The organism is Streptomyces abyssomicinicus, assembly GCF_008974245.1.
GTDB classification, from domain to species: Bacteria; Actinomycetota; Actinomycetes; order Streptomycetales; family Streptomycetaceae; genus Streptomyces; species Streptomyces abyssomicinicus.
On the sequence record NZ_BBZI01000008.1, the window covers coordinates 750,376 to 771,104 of the forward strand.

The 20,729-nt window shown below is 75.5% G+C and carries 18 protein-coding genes and 2 pseudogenes; 10 read left to right on the forward strand and 10 right to left on the reverse strand.

What is annotated here, in order from left to right:
• The first annotated feature begins 60 nt into the window (after positions 1 to 60).
• Positions 61 to 525, forward strand: a complete 465-nt coding sequence (locus tag GBN72_RS20225; RefSeq protein WP_151773240.1) for an NUDIX hydrolase — start codon at positions 61 to 63, stop codon at positions 523 to 525.
• Between the two features lie 63 nt (positions 526 to 588).
• Here GBN72_RS20225 and GBN72_RS20230 read toward each other — a convergent pair.
• Together GBN72_RS20230 and GBN72_RS20235 are read right to left on the reverse strand one after the other, a co-directional pair.
• Positions 589 to 1,551: pseudogene (locus tag GBN72_RS20230) on the reverse strand (EamA family transporter); the annotation flags it as partial.
• Entirely contained in the window at positions 1,548 to 2,825 is a 1,278-nt protein-coding gene (locus GBN72_RS20235; RefSeq protein WP_151773241.1) for an MFS transporter, read from the reverse strand. The pseudogene GBN72_RS20230 and the gene GBN72_RS20235, both read right to left, overlap by 4 nt.
• A 129-nt stretch (positions 2,826 to 2,954) precedes the next feature.
• Here GBN72_RS20235 and GBN72_RS20240 point away from each other — a divergent pair, with 129 nt between their 5' ends.
• Entirely contained in the window at positions 2,955 to 3,467 is a 513-nt protein-coding gene (locus GBN72_RS20240; protein ID WP_151773242.1) for a MarR family winged helix-turn-helix transcriptional regulator, read from the forward strand.
• 215 nt (positions 3,468 to 3,682) lie between these two features.
• Here GBN72_RS20240 and GBN72_RS20245 read toward each other — a convergent pair.
• A pseudogene (locus GBN72_RS20245) lies at positions 3,683 to 5,203 on the reverse strand (FAD-dependent monooxygenase); the annotation flags it as partial.
• 87 nt (positions 5,204 to 5,290) lie between these two features.
• Between GBN72_RS20245 and GBN72_RS20250 the strand changes: the two are divergent.
• On the forward strand, positions 5,291 to 5,884 hold the full coding sequence (locus GBN72_RS20250; RefSeq protein WP_151773244.1) for a TetR/AcrR family transcriptional regulator: 594 nt from the start codon (positions 5,291 to 5,293) through the stop codon (positions 5,882 to 5,884).
• A gap of 143 nt (positions 5,885 to 6,027) precedes the next feature.
• On the opposite strand, the gene GBN72_RS20255 is transcribed toward GBN72_RS20250, so the two are convergent.
• From GBN72_RS20255 to GBN72_RS20265, 3 genes are all read right to left on the reverse strand, one after another.
• A complete protein-coding gene (locus GBN72_RS20255) occupies positions 6,028 to 6,294 on the reverse strand; it encodes a hypothetical protein (protein ID WP_151773245.1) in 267 nt (88 codons plus the stop codon).
• 62 nt (positions 6,295 to 6,356) lie between these two features.
• Complete coding sequence (malQ, locus tag GBN72_RS20260; protein WP_151773246.1) at positions 6,357 to 8,483, reverse strand: 4-alpha-glucanotransferase; 2,127 nt, start codon at positions 8,481 to 8,483, stop codon at positions 6,357 to 6,359.
• Between the two features lie 206 nt (positions 8,484 to 8,689).
• Entirely contained in the window at positions 8,690 to 9,226 is a 537-nt protein-coding gene (locus GBN72_RS20265; RefSeq protein ID WP_108955294.1) for an HNH endonuclease, read from the reverse strand.
• Positions 9,227 to 9,576: 350 nt separating this feature from the next.
• Between GBN72_RS20265 and GBN72_RS20270 the strand changes: the two genes are divergently transcribed.
• Positions 9,577 to 10,695: a mechanosensitive ion channel family protein gene (locus tag GBN72_RS20270; protein ID WP_164540749.1), complete on the forward strand. Its 1,119-nt coding sequence runs from the start codon at positions 9,577 to 9,579 to the stop codon at positions 10,693 to 10,695.
• 83 nt (positions 10,696 to 10,778) lie between these two features.
• Here the strand turns inward: GBN72_RS20270 and GBN72_RS20275 are convergent, their stop codons facing one another.
• Genes GBN72_RS20275 through GBN72_RS20285 form a run of 3 tightly spaced genes read right to left on the reverse strand, consistent with a single transcriptional unit; the run spans position 10,779 to position 13,338 of the window.
• Entirely contained in the window at positions 10,779 to 12,122 is a 1,344-nt protein-coding gene (locus tag GBN72_RS20275; protein WP_151773248.1) for an ABC transporter permease, read from the reverse strand.
• Positions 12,119 to 12,808: an ABC transporter ATP-binding protein gene (locus GBN72_RS20280; RefSeq protein ID WP_151773249.1), complete on the reverse strand. Its 690-nt coding sequence runs from the start codon at positions 12,806 to 12,808 to the stop codon at positions 12,119 to 12,121. The genes GBN72_RS20275 and GBN72_RS20280 overlap by 4 nt, the downstream gene beginning before the upstream one ends.
• Positions 12,805 to 13,338, reverse strand: coding sequence for a PadR family transcriptional regulator (locus GBN72_RS20285; RefSeq protein WP_151773250.1), 534 nt, complete (start codon positions 13,336 to 13,338; stop codon positions 12,805 to 12,807). Before GBN72_RS20285 ends, GBN72_RS20280 begins: the two co-directional genes overlap by 4 nt.
• 138 nt (positions 13,339 to 13,476) lie before the next feature.
• On the opposite strand from GBN72_RS20285, the gene GBN72_RS20290 reads away from it, so the two are divergent.
• From GBN72_RS20290 to GBN72_RS20300, 3 genes are read left to right on the forward strand one after another with little or no spacing between them, the layout of a single operon-like run.
• Entirely contained in the window at positions 13,477 to 14,265 is a 789-nt protein-coding gene (locus GBN72_RS20290) for a LamB/YcsF family protein (RefSeq protein WP_174887162.1), read from the forward strand.
• Between the two features lies 1 nt (position 14,266).
• Positions 14,267 to 14,881 (forward strand): 5-oxoprolinase subunit B family protein, encoded by a 615-nt coding sequence (locus GBN72_RS20295; RefSeq protein ID WP_151773252.1) that lies wholly within the window; start codon positions 14,267 to 14,269, stop codon positions 14,879 to 14,881.
• Positions 14,878 to 15,747, forward strand: a complete 870-nt coding sequence (locus tag GBN72_RS20300) for a 5-oxoprolinase subunit C family protein (RefSeq protein ID WP_151773253.1) — start codon at positions 14,878 to 14,880, stop codon at positions 15,745 to 15,747. The genes GBN72_RS20295 and GBN72_RS20300 overlap by 4 nt, the downstream gene beginning before the upstream one ends.
• A gap of 3 nt (positions 15,748 to 15,750) precedes the next feature.
• Here GBN72_RS20300 and GBN72_RS20305 read toward each other — a convergent pair whose 3' ends face one another.
• Complete coding sequence (locus GBN72_RS20305; protein ID WP_151773254.1) at positions 15,751 to 16,344, reverse strand: SMI1/KNR4 family protein; 594 nt, start codon at positions 16,342 to 16,344, stop codon at positions 15,751 to 15,753.
• 450 nt (positions 16,345 to 16,794) lie between these two features.
• Here GBN72_RS20305 and GBN72_RS20310 point away from each other — a divergent pair, with 450 nt between their 5' ends.
• The 3 genes from GBN72_RS20310 to GBN72_RS20320 all read left to right on the forward strand — a co-directional run bounded on the left by GBN72_RS20310 (position 16,795) and on the right by GBN72_RS20320 (position 20,711).
• Positions 16,795 to 18,234 (forward strand): GlnX family signal transduction membrane protein, encoded by a 1,440-nt coding sequence (locus tag GBN72_RS20310; protein WP_151773255.1) that lies wholly within the window; start codon positions 16,795 to 16,797, stop codon positions 18,232 to 18,234.
• Between the two features lie 14 nt (positions 18,235 to 18,248).
• Positions 18,249 to 19,286 (forward strand): glutamate ABC transporter substrate-binding protein, encoded by a 1,038-nt coding sequence (locus GBN72_RS20315; RefSeq protein ID WP_151773256.1) that lies wholly within the window; start codon positions 18,249 to 18,251, stop codon positions 19,284 to 19,286.
• A 93-nt stretch (positions 19,287 to 19,379) separates the two neighbouring features.
• A complete protein-coding gene (locus GBN72_RS20320; protein WP_151773257.1) occupies positions 19,380 to 20,711 on the forward strand; it encodes a hypothetical protein in 1,332 nt (443 codons plus the stop codon).
• Positions 20,712 to 20,729 lie beyond the last annotated feature (18 nt).

Below are 20,729 nucleotides of genomic sequence, written 5' to 3' on the forward strand. Positions count from 1 at the left end.
ACGACACGTCCGCCGTCCGCGTCGGCTGCCCGGCGGGACCTGCTGCCGTAACGTCTGGGTATGCATGAGGAGTTGAGGGTGGCGGCCTACGCCGTCTGCGTGCGCGACGAGCAGGTGCTGCTGGCGCGCTGGGTCGCGGGGGACGGAACCAGGCGGTGGACGTTGCCGGGTGGCGGCATGGATCACGGCGAGGACCCCTACGACACGGTGGTGCGCGAGGTGCTGGAGGAGACCGGCTACGCCGTCGAACCGGTGACCCTCCTCGGCGTGGACTCGGTCCGCCGCTCCTACCCCCGGCGGCTGGGGGCGCGTGCCGACTTCCACGGGCTGCGGGTGGTGTACGAGGGGAGGATCACCGGGGGCTCGCTGCGCAACGAGGTGGGCGGGTCGACGGACATGGCCGCCTGGCATCCGCTGTCCGCGGTCGCGGACCTCGACCATGTCGAGCTGGTGGACTCGGGGCTGCGGCTGTGGCGTGAGCGCCCGCGCAACGGGCACCTCGGCCGTGGGGCGGGCCCGGCGTAGGGCTCCGCCCCGGCCGCGGGGCACCTCCGGCGGAGGGCTCCCCCTCGGCCGCGGCGGCGTGGTGCGGGTGGCGCCGGCGGGAACGGCGCGGTGTCTCACATGCGGACGCGGTCCCGGGGGGCGTGATGTCGAAGCCGGAACGGGGGCCGCGGCGCGGGGGTGGGGTCTCGACCGGGGCGCCGTCTGACCCGCGGCCGTGGCGCCCAGGGCGAGGGCCATCCCCGCGGCCTGGACCCCCGTCAGCGACTCGCCGAGGAACACCCAGCCCAGGATCGTGGCCGTCAGCGGGGAGAGGGTGACCAGGAAGGTGACGCTCGTGGCGCCCATGCGGCCCACCCCGCGGAACCAGATCCAGTACGCCAGCGCCGTGTTCATCAGGGCCAGGTACGCGTACCCGGCCGCCCCCGCCGCGTCGACGTCCGGCGGCGCGCCCTCCACCGCCAACGCGAGCGGCGCGATGACCAGGGCGCCCACCGTGAGCTGCCAGCCGGCGAGGGCCAGGGGGCCGACGCCCTCGGGCGTCCCCCACCGTTTGCCGAGGACCGTGCCCAGCGACATCGCCCCCGCCGCCGCCAGTGCCGCCGCCATCCCGACCGCGTCCACCACGCCGAGCCCCGGCAGCATCACCAGGGCCACCCCGGCCACCGCCGCCAGCCCCGTCACCACGGTCCGCGCCCGCACCCGCTCGGCCAGCAGCGGCACGCCCAGCCCGGCGACCAGCAGCGGCCCGACCGACCCGGCCACCGCCGCCATCCCGCCCGGCATCCGGTAGGCGGCGAGGAACAGCAGCGGGAAGAACACCCCGATGTTCAGCGCCCCCAGCACCGCCGCACGCCACCACCAGTCGCCGCGCGGCAGGACGCGGGTGACCGCCAGCAGCAGGAGCCCGGCCGGCAACGCCCGTACCAGCGCCGTGAACAGCGGGCGGTCCGGCGGCAGGAACTCGGTGGTCACCACATAGGTGCTGCCCCAGAGGACCTGGGCGAGGCCGGTCACCGCGGCGGTCGCGGCCGCCGCCCGCCTCACGCGGCCACCTCGGCGGGCTTCGCGGCCGGGGCCCCGGCGATCCGCACCGCGTCCGCAGGGAGCCGTCGCTCCACCGCGACCAGCAGCCCCGCCGCCACCAGCGAGGTGCCGGTCAGGAAGAGCCACGGCACCCGCCCGTCCACCGCCAGCAGCGCGGTGAACAGGGCCGGGGCGAGCGCCTTCGCCAGCGACCAGGACAGCTGGTACACCGCCATGTACCGCCCCCGCACCGCGGCCGGGGCGGCGGAGACCGCGAGCATGTCGGCGGCCGGGCTGTGCACCAGCTCGCCCACCGTGTAGACCACCACCCCCGCGACCAGCGCCGTCGCCAGCACCCCCGTCGACTCCGGCCGCGCCGCCGTCAGCGCGAGCTGGACGAGGAAGCCGGCCGCGAAGAGCAGGGAGCCGAGCGCCGCCGCCCTGGTCCGCCGCGCGCCGCCGCGCCGCACCAGGTGCCCCACGTAGGTACCGGCCGCCGCACAGAGCGCCGTGTTGACGGCGAAGGCGACCCCGGTGAGCGCGTCCGGGCCGCCCAGATGGACCACGAAGAGCGGGAACAGCACCGAAAGCGCCGCGTAGCTCAGCGCGTTGAAGAAGTTGGCACCGGTGAGCACCAGGAACGGGCGGTCCCGGACCACGACCCGGTAGCCCGGCCCCCCGCCCGCCGCGCCCTCGGCGGCGGCCTCCCGCACCGGCCGCACAGCGCGCAGCAGCAGCGCGGCCATCGCGTACGAGGCCGCGTTCGCCCACGCGGTGTACGTGTACCCGCCGGGCCCGGCCAGGCCGACGACCAGCGAGGCGAGCAGCGTGCCCGCGCCGAGCCCCGCGTTGCCCACCGCCCGCAGCGTGGCCTGCAGCCGGTCACGGTCCGCTCCGGCGGCCGCCTCGCCGACCAGCACCGCCTGGACGCCGACGTAGGCCCGGTCGGCGGTCACCGTGAGCAGCGCGACGGCGGCGAAGGCGCCGAGCGAGTCGACCGCCGGGTAGGCCATGAACCCGGCGACGCGGACGGCGTGGAACACCATCAGCACCCGCCGCGCCCCGTGCCGGTCGACGGCCGCTCCGACGAACGGCAGCAGCGCCATCCCGCCCAGGCCGGCGACGGTCAGCACGGCCCCCACCATGGCGTAGGAGAGCCCGGTGACGTGGTGGAAGAAGACCAGGCTGAAAGGGATGTACATCCCGGAGCCGATCCCGTTCACCACCGCCGAGGCCGTCAGCCGCCGTTCCCCCGCGACACCTCGGCGCCCCCGGTACCCGCTGCCGCCGTCCATCCGGTCCTCCCCCGCCCCGCCGCGCCCCGCCGCGCGATTTCACTTGGCGGCAAGCAGCTTAGTTGCAAGCTACTTGCCGTCAAGTTACTTTTTTGCCAGGGCGCTGCGCCGCCGCCGATACTCGGGCCCATGAGTACTCGCGACCCCGGGCACAGGGACGACGTCGACGCGATCATCGAGCAGTGGGCCCGGGAACGGCCCGATCTGGAGACGCCCGCCATGGAGGTCTTCGGACGGATCTACCGGCTGGCCCGCGGAATGGGCGAGCGGACGGAGAAGGAATACGCCGCCTTCGGCGTCTCCCGGGGGGAGTTCGACGTGCTGGCCACGCTGCGGCGCTCCGGCGAGCCGTTCACCCTCTCGCCGCGCGAGCTGTCCGCCACGCTGATGCTCACCACGGGCGGGATGACGGGCCGGCTGGACAAGCTGGAGCGGGCCGGGCTGCTGACGCGCTCGCCCGACCCGACCGACCGGCGGGCGCTGCGGGTCTCGCTCACCGAGCGCGGCCTGTCCGTGGTGAACGAGGCGGTGGCCGCCGGACTGGCCGCGCAGGCGCGGGTGCTGACGGACGCTCTGGACGAGCGGCGGACCGCCGAACTGGCGGGGCTGCTGCGGGATCTGCTGGCCTCCCTGGAGCGCTAGGCGACCGCCCCGCGGCGTGCCCGGAGCGGGGCGGCACGCCGCACCGCCGCCCCGCGGCCCGCCCACCGCGGTCCCGCCGCCCCGCTGCCCTGCTGCCCCGCCCACCGCGACCCCGCACGCCGCTGCCTCGCGCACCGCGGCAAGGTGCCCCGCGACCCCCGCCGCGGCACCGCGCACCGCCGCCCCGCGGCCCCGCGGCCCGCCCACCTCGGCGGTCAGCCCACGTGCGTGTCCAGCGCCTCCCGCACCCGCTCCACGGTGGCCGTCTCCGCGGCCCAGGCCACGTATCCGTCGGGACGGACCAGGACCGCGGTGCCGCGCGGGGCGGACCACCGCTCCACCACCAGGCGCCCGCCCCGCCCGTCCGCGGCGGACCCCACGGCGAGCCCGGCCGGGGCGAGCAGCACGAACCGCCCGCCGCGCAGCGCCTCGTAGAGGCGGCGCCCGCCCGCCAGCGGCACGTCCGGCACCCGCGCGCCGACCGTGCGGTGGGCGCCGCGCGGCCGGCGGTAGCGGATGCCGATGCCGGTGACCATGGCGGCCCCCCGCCGCCACGCCGGGGCCACCCGGCCGGCCGTGGCCAGCATCACCGTGCGCAGGGCGCGGCTCACCGGGCCGTGGGCCAGCGCGCCGCGCAGCATCGTGCCGCTGACCAGCAGCACCATCCGTCCGACCGGGTGCCGTTCCGCGTGGTAGGTGTCGAGCAGCGGCTCACCGGCGTGCCCGTTGAGCACGGCGGCCAGCTTCCAGCCGAGGTTGGCGGCGTCCTGGAGGCCGGTGTTCATGCCCTGGCCGCCGGCCGGGGAGTGGACGTGCGCGGCGTCGCCGGCCAGCAGGACCCTGCCGACCCGGTACGCGGGCACCTGCCGCTCGTCGCTGTGGAAGCGGGACATCCAGCGCGGGTCGTGCATCCCGAAGTCGGTGCCGAGGGCGCTGCGGACGACCTCGCGGACCTCGTCGAGGCTCACCGGGTCGCTGTCCGGCCGGTCGTCGCCGCGCCGCCAGCCGGTCACCCGGTGGTAGCCGTCACCGAAGGGGGCGACCAGCGCGAAGCCCTCCGGTCCGGCGTCGACGGCGAGCGCGGAGCCGGTCTCCTCGGCCAGCCTGACGTCGGCGAGGACGAGGGAGCGGATCGCCGAGCGCCCCGGGAACGGCAGTCCGACCAGCTCCCGGACCGCGCTGTGCGCGCCGTCGGTCCCCACCACGTAGGCGGCGCGCAGGGACTCGCCACCGCCGGGCGTGGCGACCTCGACCGTCACCCCGTCGGCGTCCTGGACGAGGCCCGTCACTTCGGTCCCGTACGCGAAACGCACCCCGGCCCCGACGGCGCGCCGCTCCAGCAGCCGTTCCACCTCGTACTGCGGGACGACCAGGATGTAGGGGAAGCGCGTGGGGAGCGAGCCCAGCTCCAGCGAGAGGCCCCCGAAGAGGCGGAAACTCCGGAGGCGGCGGCCGGTCTCGGCCAGTTCGTCGGCGAGGCCGCGGGCGTCGAGCTGCTCCATGGTGCGGGCGTGCACCACCAGGGCGCGGGAGAGGTTGCTGATTCCGTGCGGTCGCTTCTCCACCAGGGTGACCGGGACACCGGCCTCGGCGAGGTCCCCGGCCAGCAGCAGCCCGGTGGGTCCGGCGCCGACGACGATCACGGAGCGGGACAGGTCGTCGGAGGGGTGCGCGGTGGTGCCCTGAGCAGTGGTCATGAGGCCTCCCGAGGTCGGTGGCCGCGGAGGTGACCCGGTAGGTCAACACCTGTTGGCCAACGCTTGTTGACTAAGCTAGACCCGCGGGTCTGGACGGTCAACAGCTGTTGGCCTACGTTTGTTGGCATGACCGAGAACAGCCCCCCGGCCGACACCGGGACGCACCGCCCCCGCCGCTCCGAGGCGACCCGGGCGGCGATCCTGCGGGCGGCCGTCGCGCGGTTCGCGGCCGACGGGTACGAGCGCGCCACCATCCGCGCCATCGCCCGGGACGCGGACATCGACCCGTCGATGGTGATGCGCTACTACGGCAACAAGGAGGGACTGTTCCGGGCCGCGTCGGAGATCGACCTGCGGATGCCGGACTTCGCCGGGGTGCGCGCCGAGGAGGCCGGAGAGGCGCTGGTGCGGCACTTCCTCCAGCGGTGGGAGGAGGACGGCTCACTGGCCGCGATGCTCCGAGTCGGCCTCGCCTCCGGGCTGGACGAGGGTCGGCAGCAGGCCCTGCTGGAGGGGCAGGTGGGACCGGCGGTGGCCCGGTTCTGCGCGGTCCCGGCCGAGATCCCGCGCCGCACGGCGCTGGTCGCCTCGCAGGTCCTGGGCATGGCGGTGCTGCGCTACCTGCTGGAGGTGCCGACGGTCACCTCGATGACCCACGACGAGATCGTGGCGTGGCTCGCCCCGACGGTGCAGCGCTACCTCACCGCGGAGACCGCCTGAGGACGACCGAGCACCGCCCGGAACACACGTCGAGGGTGCCGTCCTCGCGCACGGGACTTCGTGACACGGGGGCGGCACCCTCGACGATCTGCTGTTGTGCCGGTGGAACCGGCGGACGCCCGGCCGGGGCCGGGGCGACCGGGTCAGGAGTTCTTGGTCCTGATGTTGGTCGACGTCACGCGGTGCTCCTCCTTGGACCGGTCCAGGACCATGACCGCACCGGCGATCGCGGCGAAGAGCACGATCGGGAGGACGACGTAGAGGCCCAGGGTCTCCACGACGCTCAGGCCGGTGCCGGGGTCGTCACCGTCGTCGCGAATGAGCGCGAACGCGGGGGACGACATGAGCAGCATCATCAGCGTCGTGCCGGCGGCCAGGGCGCCGGTGCGCAGGGCGTTCTTCTTGTCCACGGCGCCCAAGGTACCCAACGCGGGGAGAGGCCGCGCGCCCGGGGTGCCCACCGCCGGGCGTGTCAGCCGGGCGGGTCCTGTTCCGGGTGCTCCCGCACCGGCTCGTCGAGGCCCGCCAGCAGGGCGTGCAGCCGCGGCGAGGAGGAGACCTCCTCCAGGGTTACGGGGCGGCCCTCGCCGTCGGCCACCGGCAGCCGCCAGTTGGGGTACTCGTCCGAGGTGCCAGGGACGTTCTGCGGACGCCGGTCGCCGACGCCGTCGGGGAGCCAGACGCCCACCAGGCGGGCCGGGGTCCGCCACAGGAACCGGTGCAGGGCGAGGACGACGTCCTCCTCACGGGTGCCCTCCAGCAGGCCGCGGGCGTCCAGCTCGGCCAGCCACTCCCCCAGCTCGGCCGCCGCCTCCTGGCGCTCGAGCTCCGCCGGCCGGGTGAGCAGACCGAGCCGGTCCCGCAGGTCCACGTGGTCGTGGGCGATCCGGGAGGCGGTGGGCGGCAGGTCGTGGGTGGTGACGGTGGCCAGGCAGTCCTCCCGCCAGCTCCCGGGGGTGAGGGGGCGGCCGTCGGTCTCCCAGGCGCGCTCGAACCAGAGCACCGAGGTGCCGAGGACCCCCCGGTCCCGCAGCGCCTCGCGGACGCCGGGCTCGACCGTGCCGAGGTCCTCGCCGATGACGGCGGCACCGGCCCGGTGCGCCTCCAGGGCGAGCACCGCGAGCATGGCCTCGGCGTCGTACCGGACGTAGGTTCCCTGGGTGGGCGGGCGGCCCTGGGGGACCCACCAGAGCCGGAAGAGACCCATCACATGGTCGATGCGCAGCGCCCCGGCGTGCCGGAACCGGGCGCGCAGCAGGTCGCGCAGCGGCGCGTAGCCGGTCTCGGCGAGGCGGTCGGGGCGCCACGGCGGCAGGCCCCAGTCCTGTCCGCGCGCGTTGAAGGCGTCGGGCGGGGCCCCCACCGAGATGCCGGTGGCGAAGCAGTCCCTCAAGGCCCAGGTGTCCGCGCCCGCCGGGTGGACGCCGACGGCGAGGTCGTGGATGAGGCCCACCGGCATCCCGGCATCGCGGGCGGCGCGCTGGGCGGCGGCGAGCTGTTCGTCGGTGAGCCAGGTCAGCCACCGGTGGAACTCCACCCGGTCCGCGAGTTCACGCCGGGTACGGGCGATCTCCGGCGACCGCGGGTCGCGCAGCCGCTCGGGCCAGCGGTGCCAGTCGGGGCCGTGCACCTCGGCGAGGGCGTACCAGGTGGCGTGGTCCTCCAGGGCGTGGCCCTCGCGGGCCAGGAAGTCGACGTAGGCGGCGCGCCGGCCCGGCGCGAGGGGCACCGCGCGCACCAGTTCCAGGGCGCGGCGCTTGAGGTCCCAGACGGCGTCGCGGTCGATCCGCGCGTCCTTGGCGAGCACGCCCTCGCGCAGCCGGGCGGCCTGCTCGGCGAGGGCGCGCAGGCGGGGGCGTTCCTCCTCGGCGACGTGCGCGAACTCGGGGATCTCCTCGACCCGCAGGTGGACGGGGTCCGGGAAGCGGCGGGAGGACGGCCGGTACGGGGAGGGGTCGGCCGGGGGCCCGGGCACGCCCGCGTGCAGCGGGTTGAGCTGCACGAAGCCGACACCCAGGGCCCGCCCGGCCCAGCCGGCCAGGTCGGCCAGGTCGCCGAGGTCGCCCATGCCCCAGGAGCGGTGCGAGAGCAGAGAGTAGAGCTGCACCAGCAGTCCCGTGTGCCGCCCGTCAACGCCGGGCGCGCGGTCGGGGGCGACGATCAGGTGGGACTCGCCGGTGCGGCCGTCGGGCGTGGTGGCGGTGAGCCGGTGGACGCCGTACGGGAGTCCGTCGAGACAGTCCCGGCCGGTGCGGGTCGCGCCGTCCTCGGTGTCGACGCGCAGGACGGTGCCATCGGGCAGGGCGGTGCCCTCGGGCAGGGGGATGCCATCGGGCAGGGCGGTGCCCTCGGGCGGGGACGGGAGCCCCTGCCCGGTGAGCACCAGCGTGGGCGGCAGCAGCCGCCGCGCGAGTTCCCGTTCCCGCGCCGCCAGCGCGGCGGCGGGGTCGGCGGTGTCCACGCCCAGCGCGGTGAGCGCGGCGGTCACCGCCTCCTCGGGGACGGTGACCGTGCGGTCCGGCGCCGGCCGGTACTCCGTGGCCACGCCGTACAGCTCCGCCAGCCGCGCCAGCGACTCCCCCGGTACCGGTCCGGCCACGGTGCCTCCTCGTCGAGGTTTCGAAGGTTCGCGGTGTCGCGGTGTCGCCAATACGAGGTGTCTCGATGTCGAGGCCGGCCGTCGCGGTGCCGGGGACGAGCGGCACCCCCGGACAGTTGGCTACCCACCGAGCGGCACGCCAGACATCTCCTCCCCCGAACGGGTGCCGGCCCAGGCACCGGGGAACACGAAGGCCCGGATCGATGTCAGGCCGATACGCCGTCGATCCGGGCCAGTGCCTCGTCCGCGCCGTACGGCCTCAGGTACGGCAGCCAGCGCGGGTCCCGGTGGCCGGTGCCGATAATGCGCCAGGCCAGACCGGTGGGCGGGGCCGGTTTGTGGCGCAGTCTCCAGCCCAGCTCGCCGAGGTGGCGGTCGGCCTTGGTGTGGTTGCAGCGCCGGCAGGAGGCCACCACGTTGTCCCAGACGTGCTGCCCGCCGCGGCTGCGGGGGATCACGTGGTCGACGCTGGTGGCGACGCCGCCGCAGTACATGCAGCGCCCGCCGTCGCGGGCGAACAGGGCCCGCCGGGTCAAGGGCACCGGCCCCCGGTAGGGGACGCGGACGAAACGCTTGAGCCGGACCACGCTGGGCGCCGGCAGGGAGAGGGTCGCGCTGTGCAGGTGGGCGCCGGACTCCTCGAGGCAGACTGCCTTGTTCTCGAGGACGAGGACGAGCGCGCGGCGGAGCGGTACGACGCCGAGCGGCTCGTACGACGCGTTGAGGACCAGGACATGCGGCACGGTGCCTCCTTGTACGCCGGCGGCGCGTGGCTCGCGCCGTGACGATCTGGAGTCAGTTTCCCCTCTGCCCTGGTCGCGGCGCCACCACGTGGGAACAACGGGGTGGCCGCGAAGGGCCGTGGTGTTGGCCACAGGCGCGACCCACGGTTCCCGGCGGCACCGGCCGCCGCACGGCTCCCGAGGTCACCGCTTATTCCTCCCTCATCCCCTGGTGAGGCCTGTCTCTCTTCCCCGCGAAGCTGCGGGGCCACCCGGTTTGCCCCGTTAGTGTGGTCGGACTGCCCCTTCGGCTCCCCCTCGTTGCCGTGTCCGTCCCGCCGGGGCAGCCACCGCACCTGGAGGTATCCGCCGTGTCCCTGTCCGTCGTCCTTCCGGCCGCCGGCCCGGACCCGTCCACATCCCCCGCACCGTCCCTCATGACCCCCGCCACCGGCGGCTCCCCCGCCCCGACGCCGACCATGCCGTCCCTGCAGGAGGCCCAGCAGCGCGCGTCCGAGGCCGCCGGGTGGTTCCAGGAGAACTGGGCGAACTGGCTGGCCGTGGGCCTGCGGATCGTGCTGATCGTGGCGATCGCCCTGGTGCTGCGGATGCTGGTGCGCCGGGCCATCACCCGGCTGATCGACCGGATGAACCGCAACACCTCCGCCTCCGAGGGCAGCACCCTCGGCGGACTGCTGGTCAACGCGGAGCGGCGGCGTCAGCGCTCGCAGGCGATCGGCTCGGTGCTGCGGTCCGTGGCCTCCTTCGTGATCCTCGGCACCGCGTTCCTGATGGTGCTGGGCGCCTTCCAGATCAACCTGGCGCCGCTGCTCGCCTCGGCCGGTGTGGCCGGTGTGGCGATCGGTTTCGGCGCGCGGAACCTGGTCACCGACTTCCTCTCCGGTGTCTTCATGATCCTCGAGGACCAGTACGGCGTCGGTGACACCGTCGACGCCGGCGTGGCCACCGGTGAGGTCATCGAGGTCGGCCTGCGCGTCACCAAGCTGCGCGGCGACAACGGCGAGATCTGGTACGTCCGCAACGGCGAGATCAAGCGGATCGGCAACGCCTCCCAGGGCTGGGCCACCGCCGGGGTGAACGTCAACGTACGGCCCGAGGAGGACCTGGACAGGGTCCGGTCGGTGCTCACCGAGGTCGCCGAGCGGATCGCCAAGGAGGAGCCCTGGAGCGAGATCCTGTGGGGTCCGGTCGAGGTGCTGGGTCTGGACGACGTGCTGCTGGACTCCATGGTCATCCGGGTCACCGCGCGGACCATGCCCGGCAAGGCGGTCAACGTGGAGCGCGAGCTGCGCTGGCGGATGAAGCGGGCGCTGGACGCGGCGGGCATCCGCATGATCGGCGTCCCGGAACAGGCCGTCGAGGAGCCGGCCGTCGACCCGACGGCCGGGATGGCCGCGCCGTCGGCCTTCGCCAGCAGCAGCTCCCCGCAGTCGGTGGCGGCGTCGCCGATCCCGCCGAAGACGCTGTGACGGCCTGACGGCCTGAGAACGCCGAGGGGCGGTGCCCGGAACACTCCGGGCACCGCCCCTCCCCCGTTCCCCCGTCGCGGTGGTCAGGCGTGCCGCAGCTCCGACGGCCGCGCGGTGCGGCGCAGCAGCGGCATTGCGGTGGCGGCGGCGAGCAGACAGGTGGCGTACACCGCGAACGGCACCGGCAGCGCGGTCCACGGCAGGACGAACCCGCCGCCGCCCATCGCCGTGGCGTAGAACGTGCCGACGGCCAGACCGCCGACGGCCGCGAGCCCCACCGCCGGGGCCAGCGGCAGCGCGGTCTCCAGCAGCAGCGCCCGGCTCAGCGTGTGCCGCGGCACGCCGGCCGCCACCTGTTCGGCGAGCCCTTGGCGCCGGGCGGCGATGCCTTCGGCGGCGCCCACGGCCACGGCGGCGAGGGTGATCAGCAGGCCGATCCCGACGGCGGCGGCCGTCAGGTCGAGGCCGGTGACGTAGAAGTCGACGTCCTGCGGGCTGGAGGACTCCGGGGCGAAAATGTCGTCCATCATCGCCTGCCGGATGCCCATGTATCCGGTGGCCACCACGGTGATCAGCAGGACGGCGGCGTGGGTGCGGGCCGCGGCCCACGGGTCGTCGCGGAGCCGTTCGGCGGCGATCAGCACGGCCGGGTCCTCGGTGCGGCCGGCGAGACGGCCGCCCAGCAGCCGGGCGGAGGAACCGCTGACCCACACCGCGCCGAGTCCGATCAGCAGGAACGCGACGAACAGCGCCACGGGGCCGTTGACGCCGATGCGGCCTCCGTAGGCCACGACGAGAATGCCGAGCATGATCGCCCCGGCGACGGCCACGACGCCCTGCAGCGCTGTACGCCTCCCGGCCGGCCTGCGCTCCCGCCGTACCTCGCCCAGCGGCGAGGCCACCACCCGGCGCAGGGCCACCACGCTCACCAGCGCACCCGCCACCGGTACCAGAAGGGCGACCGCCGCCACGGCCACCCACAGGAGGGCCGACGGCACGCCGATGCTCAGCACCACGGCCCCGACCACCAGCGCCGCGAGGACCGATCCGGCCAGGCAGGCGAGCCCGGTCTCCAGTGCCGCGATCCGCCGGACCCGCCTCGCCGAGGCCCCGGCGAGGCGGAGCCCGGCCATCCTGCGGTCCCGGTGGACCGCGCCGACGCGAGCGCACTGGCCGAGGAAGCCCATCGTCGGGAGCAGCAGCAGGAAGAGCGCCAGGATGACCCCCGTCCGCTCCCCGGGCCGGTCGAAGAGGCCGTCCCCGTACGGGATGCGGTACGTCACGCCGCCCAGCGAGGCCAGCGCCGCGGCGGCCGCCGCGAATCCTGTCGCGCAGAGCGCCCCCACGGCCGTCAGGCCGAAGCGCCACCACTCCCTCCGGTCGGAGCCCCGGGTGAACAGCCAGGCCAGTTTCACGTCCTCGGTCATATCGCACCCTCCATCGCTGCGGCACGGCCGTCGGCCAGCCGGATCTCGCGGTCCGCGTACGCGGCCACCCGGGCGTCGTGCGTGATCAGCAGAACGGCGGCGCCCGAGGAGCGGACGGCCGAGACGAGCTCCGACATCACCCGCTCGCCGGAGAGCGAGTCGAGCGCCCCGGTCGGCTCGTCGGCGAAGACCACCCGCGGGCCGGTGACCAGCGCGCGGGCCAGCGCGCCGCGCTGGGCCTGGCCGCCGCTGAGCTCGCCGGGCCGGGCGTCGCCGCGGTCGCCGACGCCGAACCGGTCCAGCCACTCGCCGGCCCGGGCGCGCGCCTCGCGCCGGGAGGTCCCGGCCAGCATCAGCGGCAGGGCCACGTTGTCGGTGAGCGTGAGCTCGGGGATCAGCTGCCCGAACTGGAACACCACGCCGAAGTCGGTGCGGCGCAGCGCGCTCAGGCGGTCCTCGGGGCAGGTGTCGATCCGCAGGCCCTCGTAGTGGACGCTGCCGCCGTCGGGCCGGACGATCCCGGCCATGCAGTGCAGCAGGGTGGACTTGCCGCTGCCGCTGGGGCCGGTGACGGCGAGGATCTCGCCGGCGTGGAGTTCGGCCGAGGCGCCGCGCAGCGCGTCGGTGCGGCCGTGGGTCTTGACGAGGTCTCGGGCCGCGAGCAGCGGGCCGTTGGCGGTGCTCATCGTGAGGTGACCTCCGCGGTCAGGGTGGCGAGCCGGTCCGCTGTGGTGCTCATCCAGCGGAGGTCGGCGTCCAGGTGGCTGAGGGCGTAGTCGGCCGAGAGAACGGTCGCGAGGTCGGCCCCGGGAGTGGTCTTGACCTTGGTGAGCTCCCGCATCCGCGTCATGTGGGCGGCGCGCTGGTCGTGCAGGTAGGCGGCCGGATCGGCGCCGGACAGGATGGCGACGACGACCTTGGCGAAGATCTCGTTGCTCACGAAGGGCGCGGGCGGGGCCGTCTCCGAGGCCCAGCGGGCGAGTTCGCGCTCGCCGTCGTCCGTGGCGCGGTACACGGTCCGCTCCGGGCCGCCGTCGGAGTCGGTTCCCTCGATCTTGGCGAGTCCGTCGCGGACCAGCCGCTGGAGCGTCGTGTACACCTGCCCGTACGCCAGGGGGCGCGCCTGCGGGAACCTCTCGTCGTGCCTCCTCTTCAGGTCGTAGCCATGGCTCGGCCCCGAGGAGAGGAGGCCCAGCAGGATGTGACGGGTGCTCATACGAAGCAGTATGCACCACGTACATGTACTGAGTGAATAGTTGTCGGCCGACGCCTGGCCGGCGCCTGGCCGACGCCCGGTGTTGAGCCGGGCCGGGCGACGTGGAAGCGTGATGGCGGCCGACCGGACCGGAGAAGGGTGAACCCCGTGCGCATCGACCTCAACGCCGACCTCGCCGAGGGCTTCGGGCGATGGGAACTCGGGGACGACGACGCGCTGCTGACCGTGGTGACCAGCGCGAACGTGGCGTGCGGCTTCCACGCGGGCGACCCCACGGTGATCCGCCGTGCCTGCGAGCGGGCCGCCGCCGAGGGCGTGGCGGTGGGGGCGCAGGTCGGGTACCGGGACCTGGCCGGTTTCGGTCGGCGGTTCGTCGACATGGAGCCGCGGGAGCTGGCGGACGACGTGCTCTACCAGATCGGCGCGCTGGACGCACTCGCGCGCGCCTCTGGCACCGGCGTGCGGTACGTGAAGCCGCACGGGGCGCTGTACAACGCGATCGTCCACCATGAGGCGCAGGCCGCGGCCGTGGTGGCGGCGGTGCGCGACTGGGACCCGGGGTGCGCGGTGCTGGGGCTGCCCGGATCGCGCTGGCTGGCCCTGGCGGAGGCGGCGGGGCTCCGGGTGTTCCGGGAGGCGTTCGCGGACCGGGCGTACACGCCGGAGGGGACGCTGGTGCCGCGGCGCGAGCCGGGGGCGGTGCTGCACGATCCGGGGGAGATCGCCGAACGGTGCGTGCGGATGGCGCTGGGCGAGCCGGTGGCCGCGGTGGACGGCACGCCGCTGCGGATCCGGGCCGACTCGCTGTGCGTGCACGGGGACAGTCCCGGCGCGGTGGCGGTGGCGCGCGCGGTGCGGGAGCGGCTCACGGCGGCGGGCGTGACGCTCCGGGCGTTCACCCCGGACCGGCCGGGCCGGGAGGGCTGACGTGCGGATCCTGCCGTGCGGCGACCAGGGCCTGCTGGTGGAGGTGGACACGCTGGACGAGGCGCTGGGCCTGTACCGGTCGTTGGAGCGCGAGCCGCCCCCGGGCGTCACGGACCTGGTACCCGCCGCCCGCTCCGTCCTGCTGCGGCTCGCCCCGGGGGCCGACCCGGCGCGGGTCGAACGAGCCGTACTGGCCGCCGACTTGACTGCCCCCGTGCGCGAACCCGGCCCTCTGGTGCGGATTCCGGTCCACTACGACGGCGAGGACCTGGCGGAGGTCGCGGAGTTGACGGGACTCCCGGCGGCGGAGGTGGTACGGCTGCACACCGGCTGCGAATGGACCGTCGCCTTCGGCGGGTTCGCTCCCGGCTTCGCCTATCTGACGGGCGGGCCCCGGGAGTTGCGGGTGCCGCGCCGGGCCGAGTCCCGAACCCGGGTGCCGGCCGGGGCGGTGGGGCTGGCCGGGGAGTTCAGCGGGGTGTACCCGCGGAGTTCGCCGGGCGGCTGGCAGCTGATCGGGCGGACGGAGCTGGCGATGTGGCGGGAGGACCGCGATCCCCCGGCGCTGCTGCGGCCGGGGGCGCGGGTGCGGTTCGAGGAGGTGGGGCGGTCATGACGACGGCGGCGCTGGAGGTGCTGGCGACGGGCCCGCTGGCCACCGTGCAGGACCTGGGGCGGCCGGGACTGGCCGCGGTGGGCGTGGGGCTCTCGGGCGCCGCCGACCGGGGCTCGTTGCGGCTGGCCAACCGGCTGGTGGGCAACGAGGAGGGCGCGGCCGGGGTGGAGGTCACGTTCGGCGGGCTCTCGGTACGGGCGCGGCGGGCGGTGACGGTCGCCGTGACGGGCGCGGCCTGCCCGTTGACCACGGGGGCGATGAACTCGGTGGTGCACCTGGCGCCCGGGCAGCGGCTCACGCTGGGCACGCCGGTGGCGGGACTGCGGAGCTACCTGGCGGTGCGTGGCGGCATCGCGGTTCCGGCCGTGCTGGGCTCCCGGTCGCGGGACGTGCTGGCGGGGCTGGGGCCCGCGCCGCTCGCGGTTGGCGACGTGCTGCCGGCGGGGCCGCCCCCCGCCGCGCCGCCGTGCGTGGACCTGGCGCCGGTCGCGGCGGCTCCGTCCGGCGAGGTGCTCCTGCGGGTGCGGCTCGGACCGCGCGACGACTGGTTCACCGGGGCGGCGGTGCGGGAGCTGCTGTCGGCCCCCTGGACGGTGGGGGCGGCGTCCGACCGCGTGGGCATGCGGATGGACGGGCCCGCGCTGCCGCGGGCGGTCACGGGCGAACTCCCCAGCGAGGGCATGGTCCCCGGCGCCCTCCAGGTCCCGCCCGGCGGACGCCCCGTCCTCTTCCTGGCCGACCACCCCGTCACCGGCGGCTACCCGGTGATCGCCGTCGTCCTCCGCGACGACCTCGACCGCGCCGCCCAGGCCCGCCCGGGGCAGGCCCTGCGCTTCACCTGCGCGGCGGCCCCCGCCCGGCGGTGACCCCTAGCCCCACTTCAGGCGCCCGTCGGTCACCCGCGCCCGTTGGCCCCCGAAGCTCCGTCCTTCGCACAACGCGTCCGCGAACTCGGTCACGAACGCGGCGAACGTGGTCCCCCCGGGGCTCGGGAAGTCCGCCTCGGCGTAGCCACCGAGCAGTCCGTACCCCGGGCCGGGGGTGCAGTCGACGAAGGTGCCGTAGAAGCCGTCCGGGTCGAGGGTGACGACCGGCAGGTACCGCAGCTCGGGCCGGTCGTCGAGGCGGGCGTTCGCGACCGGTCCCTCGTACCACAGCGACAGGTGCCCCAGCGGGCCGATCCCCTCGTCACCGGGCAGGAGATAGCCGGTCGGCTCGGGGGCGTCGCGGGACTCCGGCCAGTCGAAGTCCGAGGCCGGTCCGGTGCCGTCGCGCAGCAGGTAGAACGCGCGCACGTCGGCCGGGACCCGCAGGTCGAGCTCCTGCTCCAGGGCGCGCAGCCGGGACTCCGTCGCGGGCGCGGGCAACCGCCGGTACGTGCGGGGCGCGTTCGCCTCCAGCCACCTCTCCGTCCGCGCCCACGCCGCGCGGGTCTGTCCGGCCCGGGCCTGCTCATCGGTCATGGCACGGACCCTAGCCCCGTGTGCCGACACCGGCCGTCCGCCGCCGCGGGTTCCGCACGCCGCGACCCCAGGCCTCCGGCACGACACGGACCGGGCCGGGCCGACGCCGGGCCGAGGCCGGGCCGGGCCGACGCCGGGCCGCGCCGGGCCGCGCCGGGCCGCGCCGGGCCGCGCCGGGCCCCGCCGGGCAGACCGGACCTCGCCGACGCAGGGCCCCGCCGGGTCTCGCCGACACCGGGCCTCGCCGGGGCAGGCCTCCCCGTGCCGGACCGGGCCGCGCCGCCCCCGCGCCGCCCCGCGCCGCCCCCCGTGCCCGCGCAGGAAACCGCCCGGCCCCCTCCGGGCGTGTCACCGGGCGGCGGGCGAAACGGCGGGATCACGTAACGCCCGTGCGTGATCGCCCCGTCACGGCGATACTTGCGGCGAAACGATGACCCCGGGGGAGGTCTCATGACACATCCACAGGCGCCCGGCGCCGTCCCGCCGCCGCCCGTCGCACCACCACCGCCCCCACCGGCACCCGCCCCGCGCCCCGGTGCGGCCGCGTCCGCGGGCGTCCCGCCCCGCCGGGCGACCGCCGTCGCCGAGACCGCCGCCCGGGTGCGCGCCGCCGCGACCACCGAGCCCGGCCGGCTGCGCCTCATCGGCGCCGTCCTCGCCCTGCTGGTCGTCGCGTTCGGCGCCGTCACCACCTGGCAGGCGTCGGCCCGCAGTTCCGCCGCCGACGACGTGCTGCACCACAGCGGCCCGCTCAGCTCGGCCGCCGCCGACGTGTACCGCGCGCTGGCCGGCGCCAACACCGCGGCCTCCAGCGGCCTGCTGGCCGGCGGCAACGAGACCCCGGACAGCCGCAAGCGGTACGAGGAGGACATCCGCACCGCGGCCAACGGCCTGGCCACCGCCGCCGCCAGCTCCGACCCGGACTCCGCCTCCGGCCGCACCGTCGCGCACCTCAACGCACTGCTGCCCCGCTACAAGGGGCTGGTGGAGCGGGCCCGCGCCAACAACCGGATGGGCTACCCGCTGGCCGGTGCCTACCTGCGGTACGCGGACGAGCTGATGCGGGAGGAGATGCTCCCCGCCGCCGAGGACGTCTACCTCCAGGAGGACCGCCGCCTGCGCGAGGACTACGCCGACGCCACGCCCTACCCGTGGTTCGCCCTGGTCCTCGGCGTCGCGGCGCTCGCCGCCCTCGGCTGGGCGCAGCGCCGCGAGTACCGCCGCACCAACCGGGTGCTGAGCCCCGGCCTGGTGGCCGCCACCTCCGCCGTCACCGTGGTGCTGCTGTGGCTGCTGGCCGGGCACACCCTCGCCCGGACGGGACTCGACGACTCCTACCAGCACGGTGTGAAGTCCCTGAGCCTGCTGAACGACGCCCGCACCGCCTCCCTCCAGGCGCGCGGCGCGGAGAACCTGACCCTGGTGAACCGGGGCGCGGAGAGCGTCAGGACGTCGGACGGCGAGTTCCGCGACAAGTTCGAAGTGGCCTTCGAGGAATCGATGACGGATCTGTCGCGGACCCTGGACGCGGCCGCCTGGACCGCGGGCGACCCGGAGGTCGACAAGCCGGTGGAGACCGCGAGGAGCAGCATGCTCGAGTGGCAGAAGCGTCACAAGGAGGCCCGGGAGGCCGACGACGCCGGCGACTACCAGGAGGCCCTCGACCGGATCATCGGACCGGACGACAAGTCCCCCACCCGGGTCTGCTTCGACAACGTCGACCGGTCGATCCGGGAGGCGATGAGTTACGAGAAGAAGGAGTTCCGGCAGGCCGCGGCCGACGGGCGGTCCGCGATGACCGGCCTGCCGACCGGGGCCGCCGCCCTGGCCGCGCTGGCCGCCGCGGCGGGACTGCTGGGGATCGGCCGCAGGCTTTCGGAGTACCGGTGAACGGGGGAACGGCGATGCAGCGTCGACGACGGATCCGCGCCCGGCGAGCCGGGGCGGCCCTGGCCGGGCTCTGCGCCGTCACCGCCGCCGGCGCCCTGCTGCTGCCGGCGGAGCGGCCGGGCGGCGGCGTCCGGGCGGCGGCCGCCGGGACGGACAGCGCGAACTCCGCCCCGGCCACGGGCCGTTACGCCGCCGAGGACGACTGCGAGCGCCCGGAGGCGCTGAGCCCCGCACCGTCGAGGGACGAGAGCGGAGAAACGATCCAGGAGATCAAGGAACGCGGCTACCTGCGGGTCGGCGTCGACCAGAACAGCTACGGCTGGGGCTACCGCGACCCCAACAGCCGCAGCCGGCAGGTGGAGCTGTCCGGCTTCGACATCGACCTGGCCAAGCGGATCGCCGACGAGCTCCTGGGCCCGCGCGCCCCCGGCCAGGAACCCAACATCCGCTTCCACGCCATTCCCACCAACCAGCGCGTCCCCGCGGTCCGGGAGGGCCGGGTCGACATGGTGGTGCGCACCATGACCATCAGCTGCGACCGGCTGAAGGAGGTCTCCTTCTCCGCCCCGTACTTCACGACCGGCCAGCAGGTCCTCGCCCCCGCGCAGTCCGACGTCCGGGGCTACGACCGGTCCCTGGCGGGCAAGAGGATCTGCACCGCGGCGAGTTCCACGGCCTACCTCCGGCTCGAGAAGGACAAGAAGGACGGCGTGGCGGCGGTCGCCGACGCGGACATCGGCACCACCGTGCCCAACCAGCTGGACTGCCTGGTGCGGCTCCAGCTCGGCGAGGTCGACGCGGTGGTCACCGACAGCGCCCTGGCCGCCAGCCAGGCCGCGCAGGACCCGTCGGTGACGCTGAAGGGCGAGGAGTTCACCGAGGAGTACTACGGCGTGGCCATGTCGAAGGAGGCCGACGACCTGGTCCGCCGGGTCAACGCCGTCCTGCGCGACTACGTCTCGGACGGGGGCTGGAAGCGGGCGTACGACCGGTGGCTGGAGCCGACCATGAAGAAGCCCGCCGACCCGCCGCCGGCCGTCTACCGCGACTGACCCGCGCCCGCCCTGGGCAGGGTCTGACCGGCGTGGCCGACGAAGCCCGCGCCGACCGACCGCACGCACCGACTGCGCACTGAGAGGTGATCGATGGGCGACACGGGACACGCCTTGGGTCCGGTGATGGACCGGGACGAGGTGGACCGTGCGCTGGCGCGGCTCGGCGCGGAGCACGAGGCCATAGAGTCCTCGCTCCTCGCGCTGCAGGACCACGCGGGGCGCAGACTTCTCGAAGGGGCCGAGCTGACCGGCGCCACCCGGGAGCGGTGGGAGCGGGCGGACGCCTCGATCACCCTGCTGTGGACGTATTTCGACGCCTGGACGGACACCCTGCGCTCCGCCCGCGAGCTGCGGGCGCGGCGCCGCTGGTCCGGGCGTGAGGACCTGGTGGCGCTCACCGAGCTGCTGCGCGGCCCGAGCGTCACGGTGGCCGGGGCCGCCGCGGCGGACGGCGGCCTGGCGGGCGGGACCTCCACCGCTCGGCTCAGCCGCCGCTACACCCTGTCGGCGCTGGTCGACCGGATGAACGAGCTGTACGCCGCCGCGCTGGACATGGTGGTGGCCGCCGACGCGGTCTGGTCGGCGCTGCCCGCCCGGATCGACATGCTCTCCGCCGAGCTGCGCCGCACCCGCGAGCTGGCCCGTTCGGTGGGCGTCCGGCCGGGCGAGCACCCGGCAGGGGACGACCTGGAGCGGATCACCCGGGCCCTGACCCGGCTGCGGGAGCGGGTGGTCTCGGACCCGCTGTCCTTCTGGGCGCCCGCCGAGGGAAGTTCGGCCCCCGGCGCGGGCCGCCCGGACACCACGGCGTACGACCGGCACGCGCGGGAACTGGAGGACGTGCGGCGCGAGGTGGAGGCGGTGCTGACGGTCCGGCAGGACGCGGAGTCCCGGCTGCTGGGGCTGCGGGACGTGCTGAGCCGCGCGGACCGCACCCTGGCCGAGGCGCGTCTGGCGCGCGGCGAGGTGCTGGCGAAGATCGCGGCCACCGAGGTGCCCGCGGTGAGCGGGCCGCCGACCGTGCTCCAGGAGCGGCTGTCGGCGGCGGCGGAGTACCGGCGGCAGGGGCTGTGGCACCGGCTGTCCCCGCTCCTGGACGAGCTGGAACGCAAGGCGGAGGACGAACTGGTGCGCGCCCGCGAGTCGTTGACCGCCGTCACGGCACCGCTGGCGATCCGCGCCGAGTTGCGCGGACGGCTGGACGCCTACCGGGCGAAGGTGTCCCGGAACGGTCTCGGGGAGGACCCGCTGCTGGTCGAGCGGTACGACATCGCCCGCCGGATGCTGTGGAGCGCGCCCTGCGACCTGCGGGTGGCCGAGCAGGCGGTGTTCCGCTACCAGCAGGCGGCGGCCGAACTGCTGCGGCCGCCCGTCATGCCCACCCAGGACGGGGCGGGACGGCCGGAGGGGGCCCAGGCGTGAGTGCCGACGGAGGGGGAG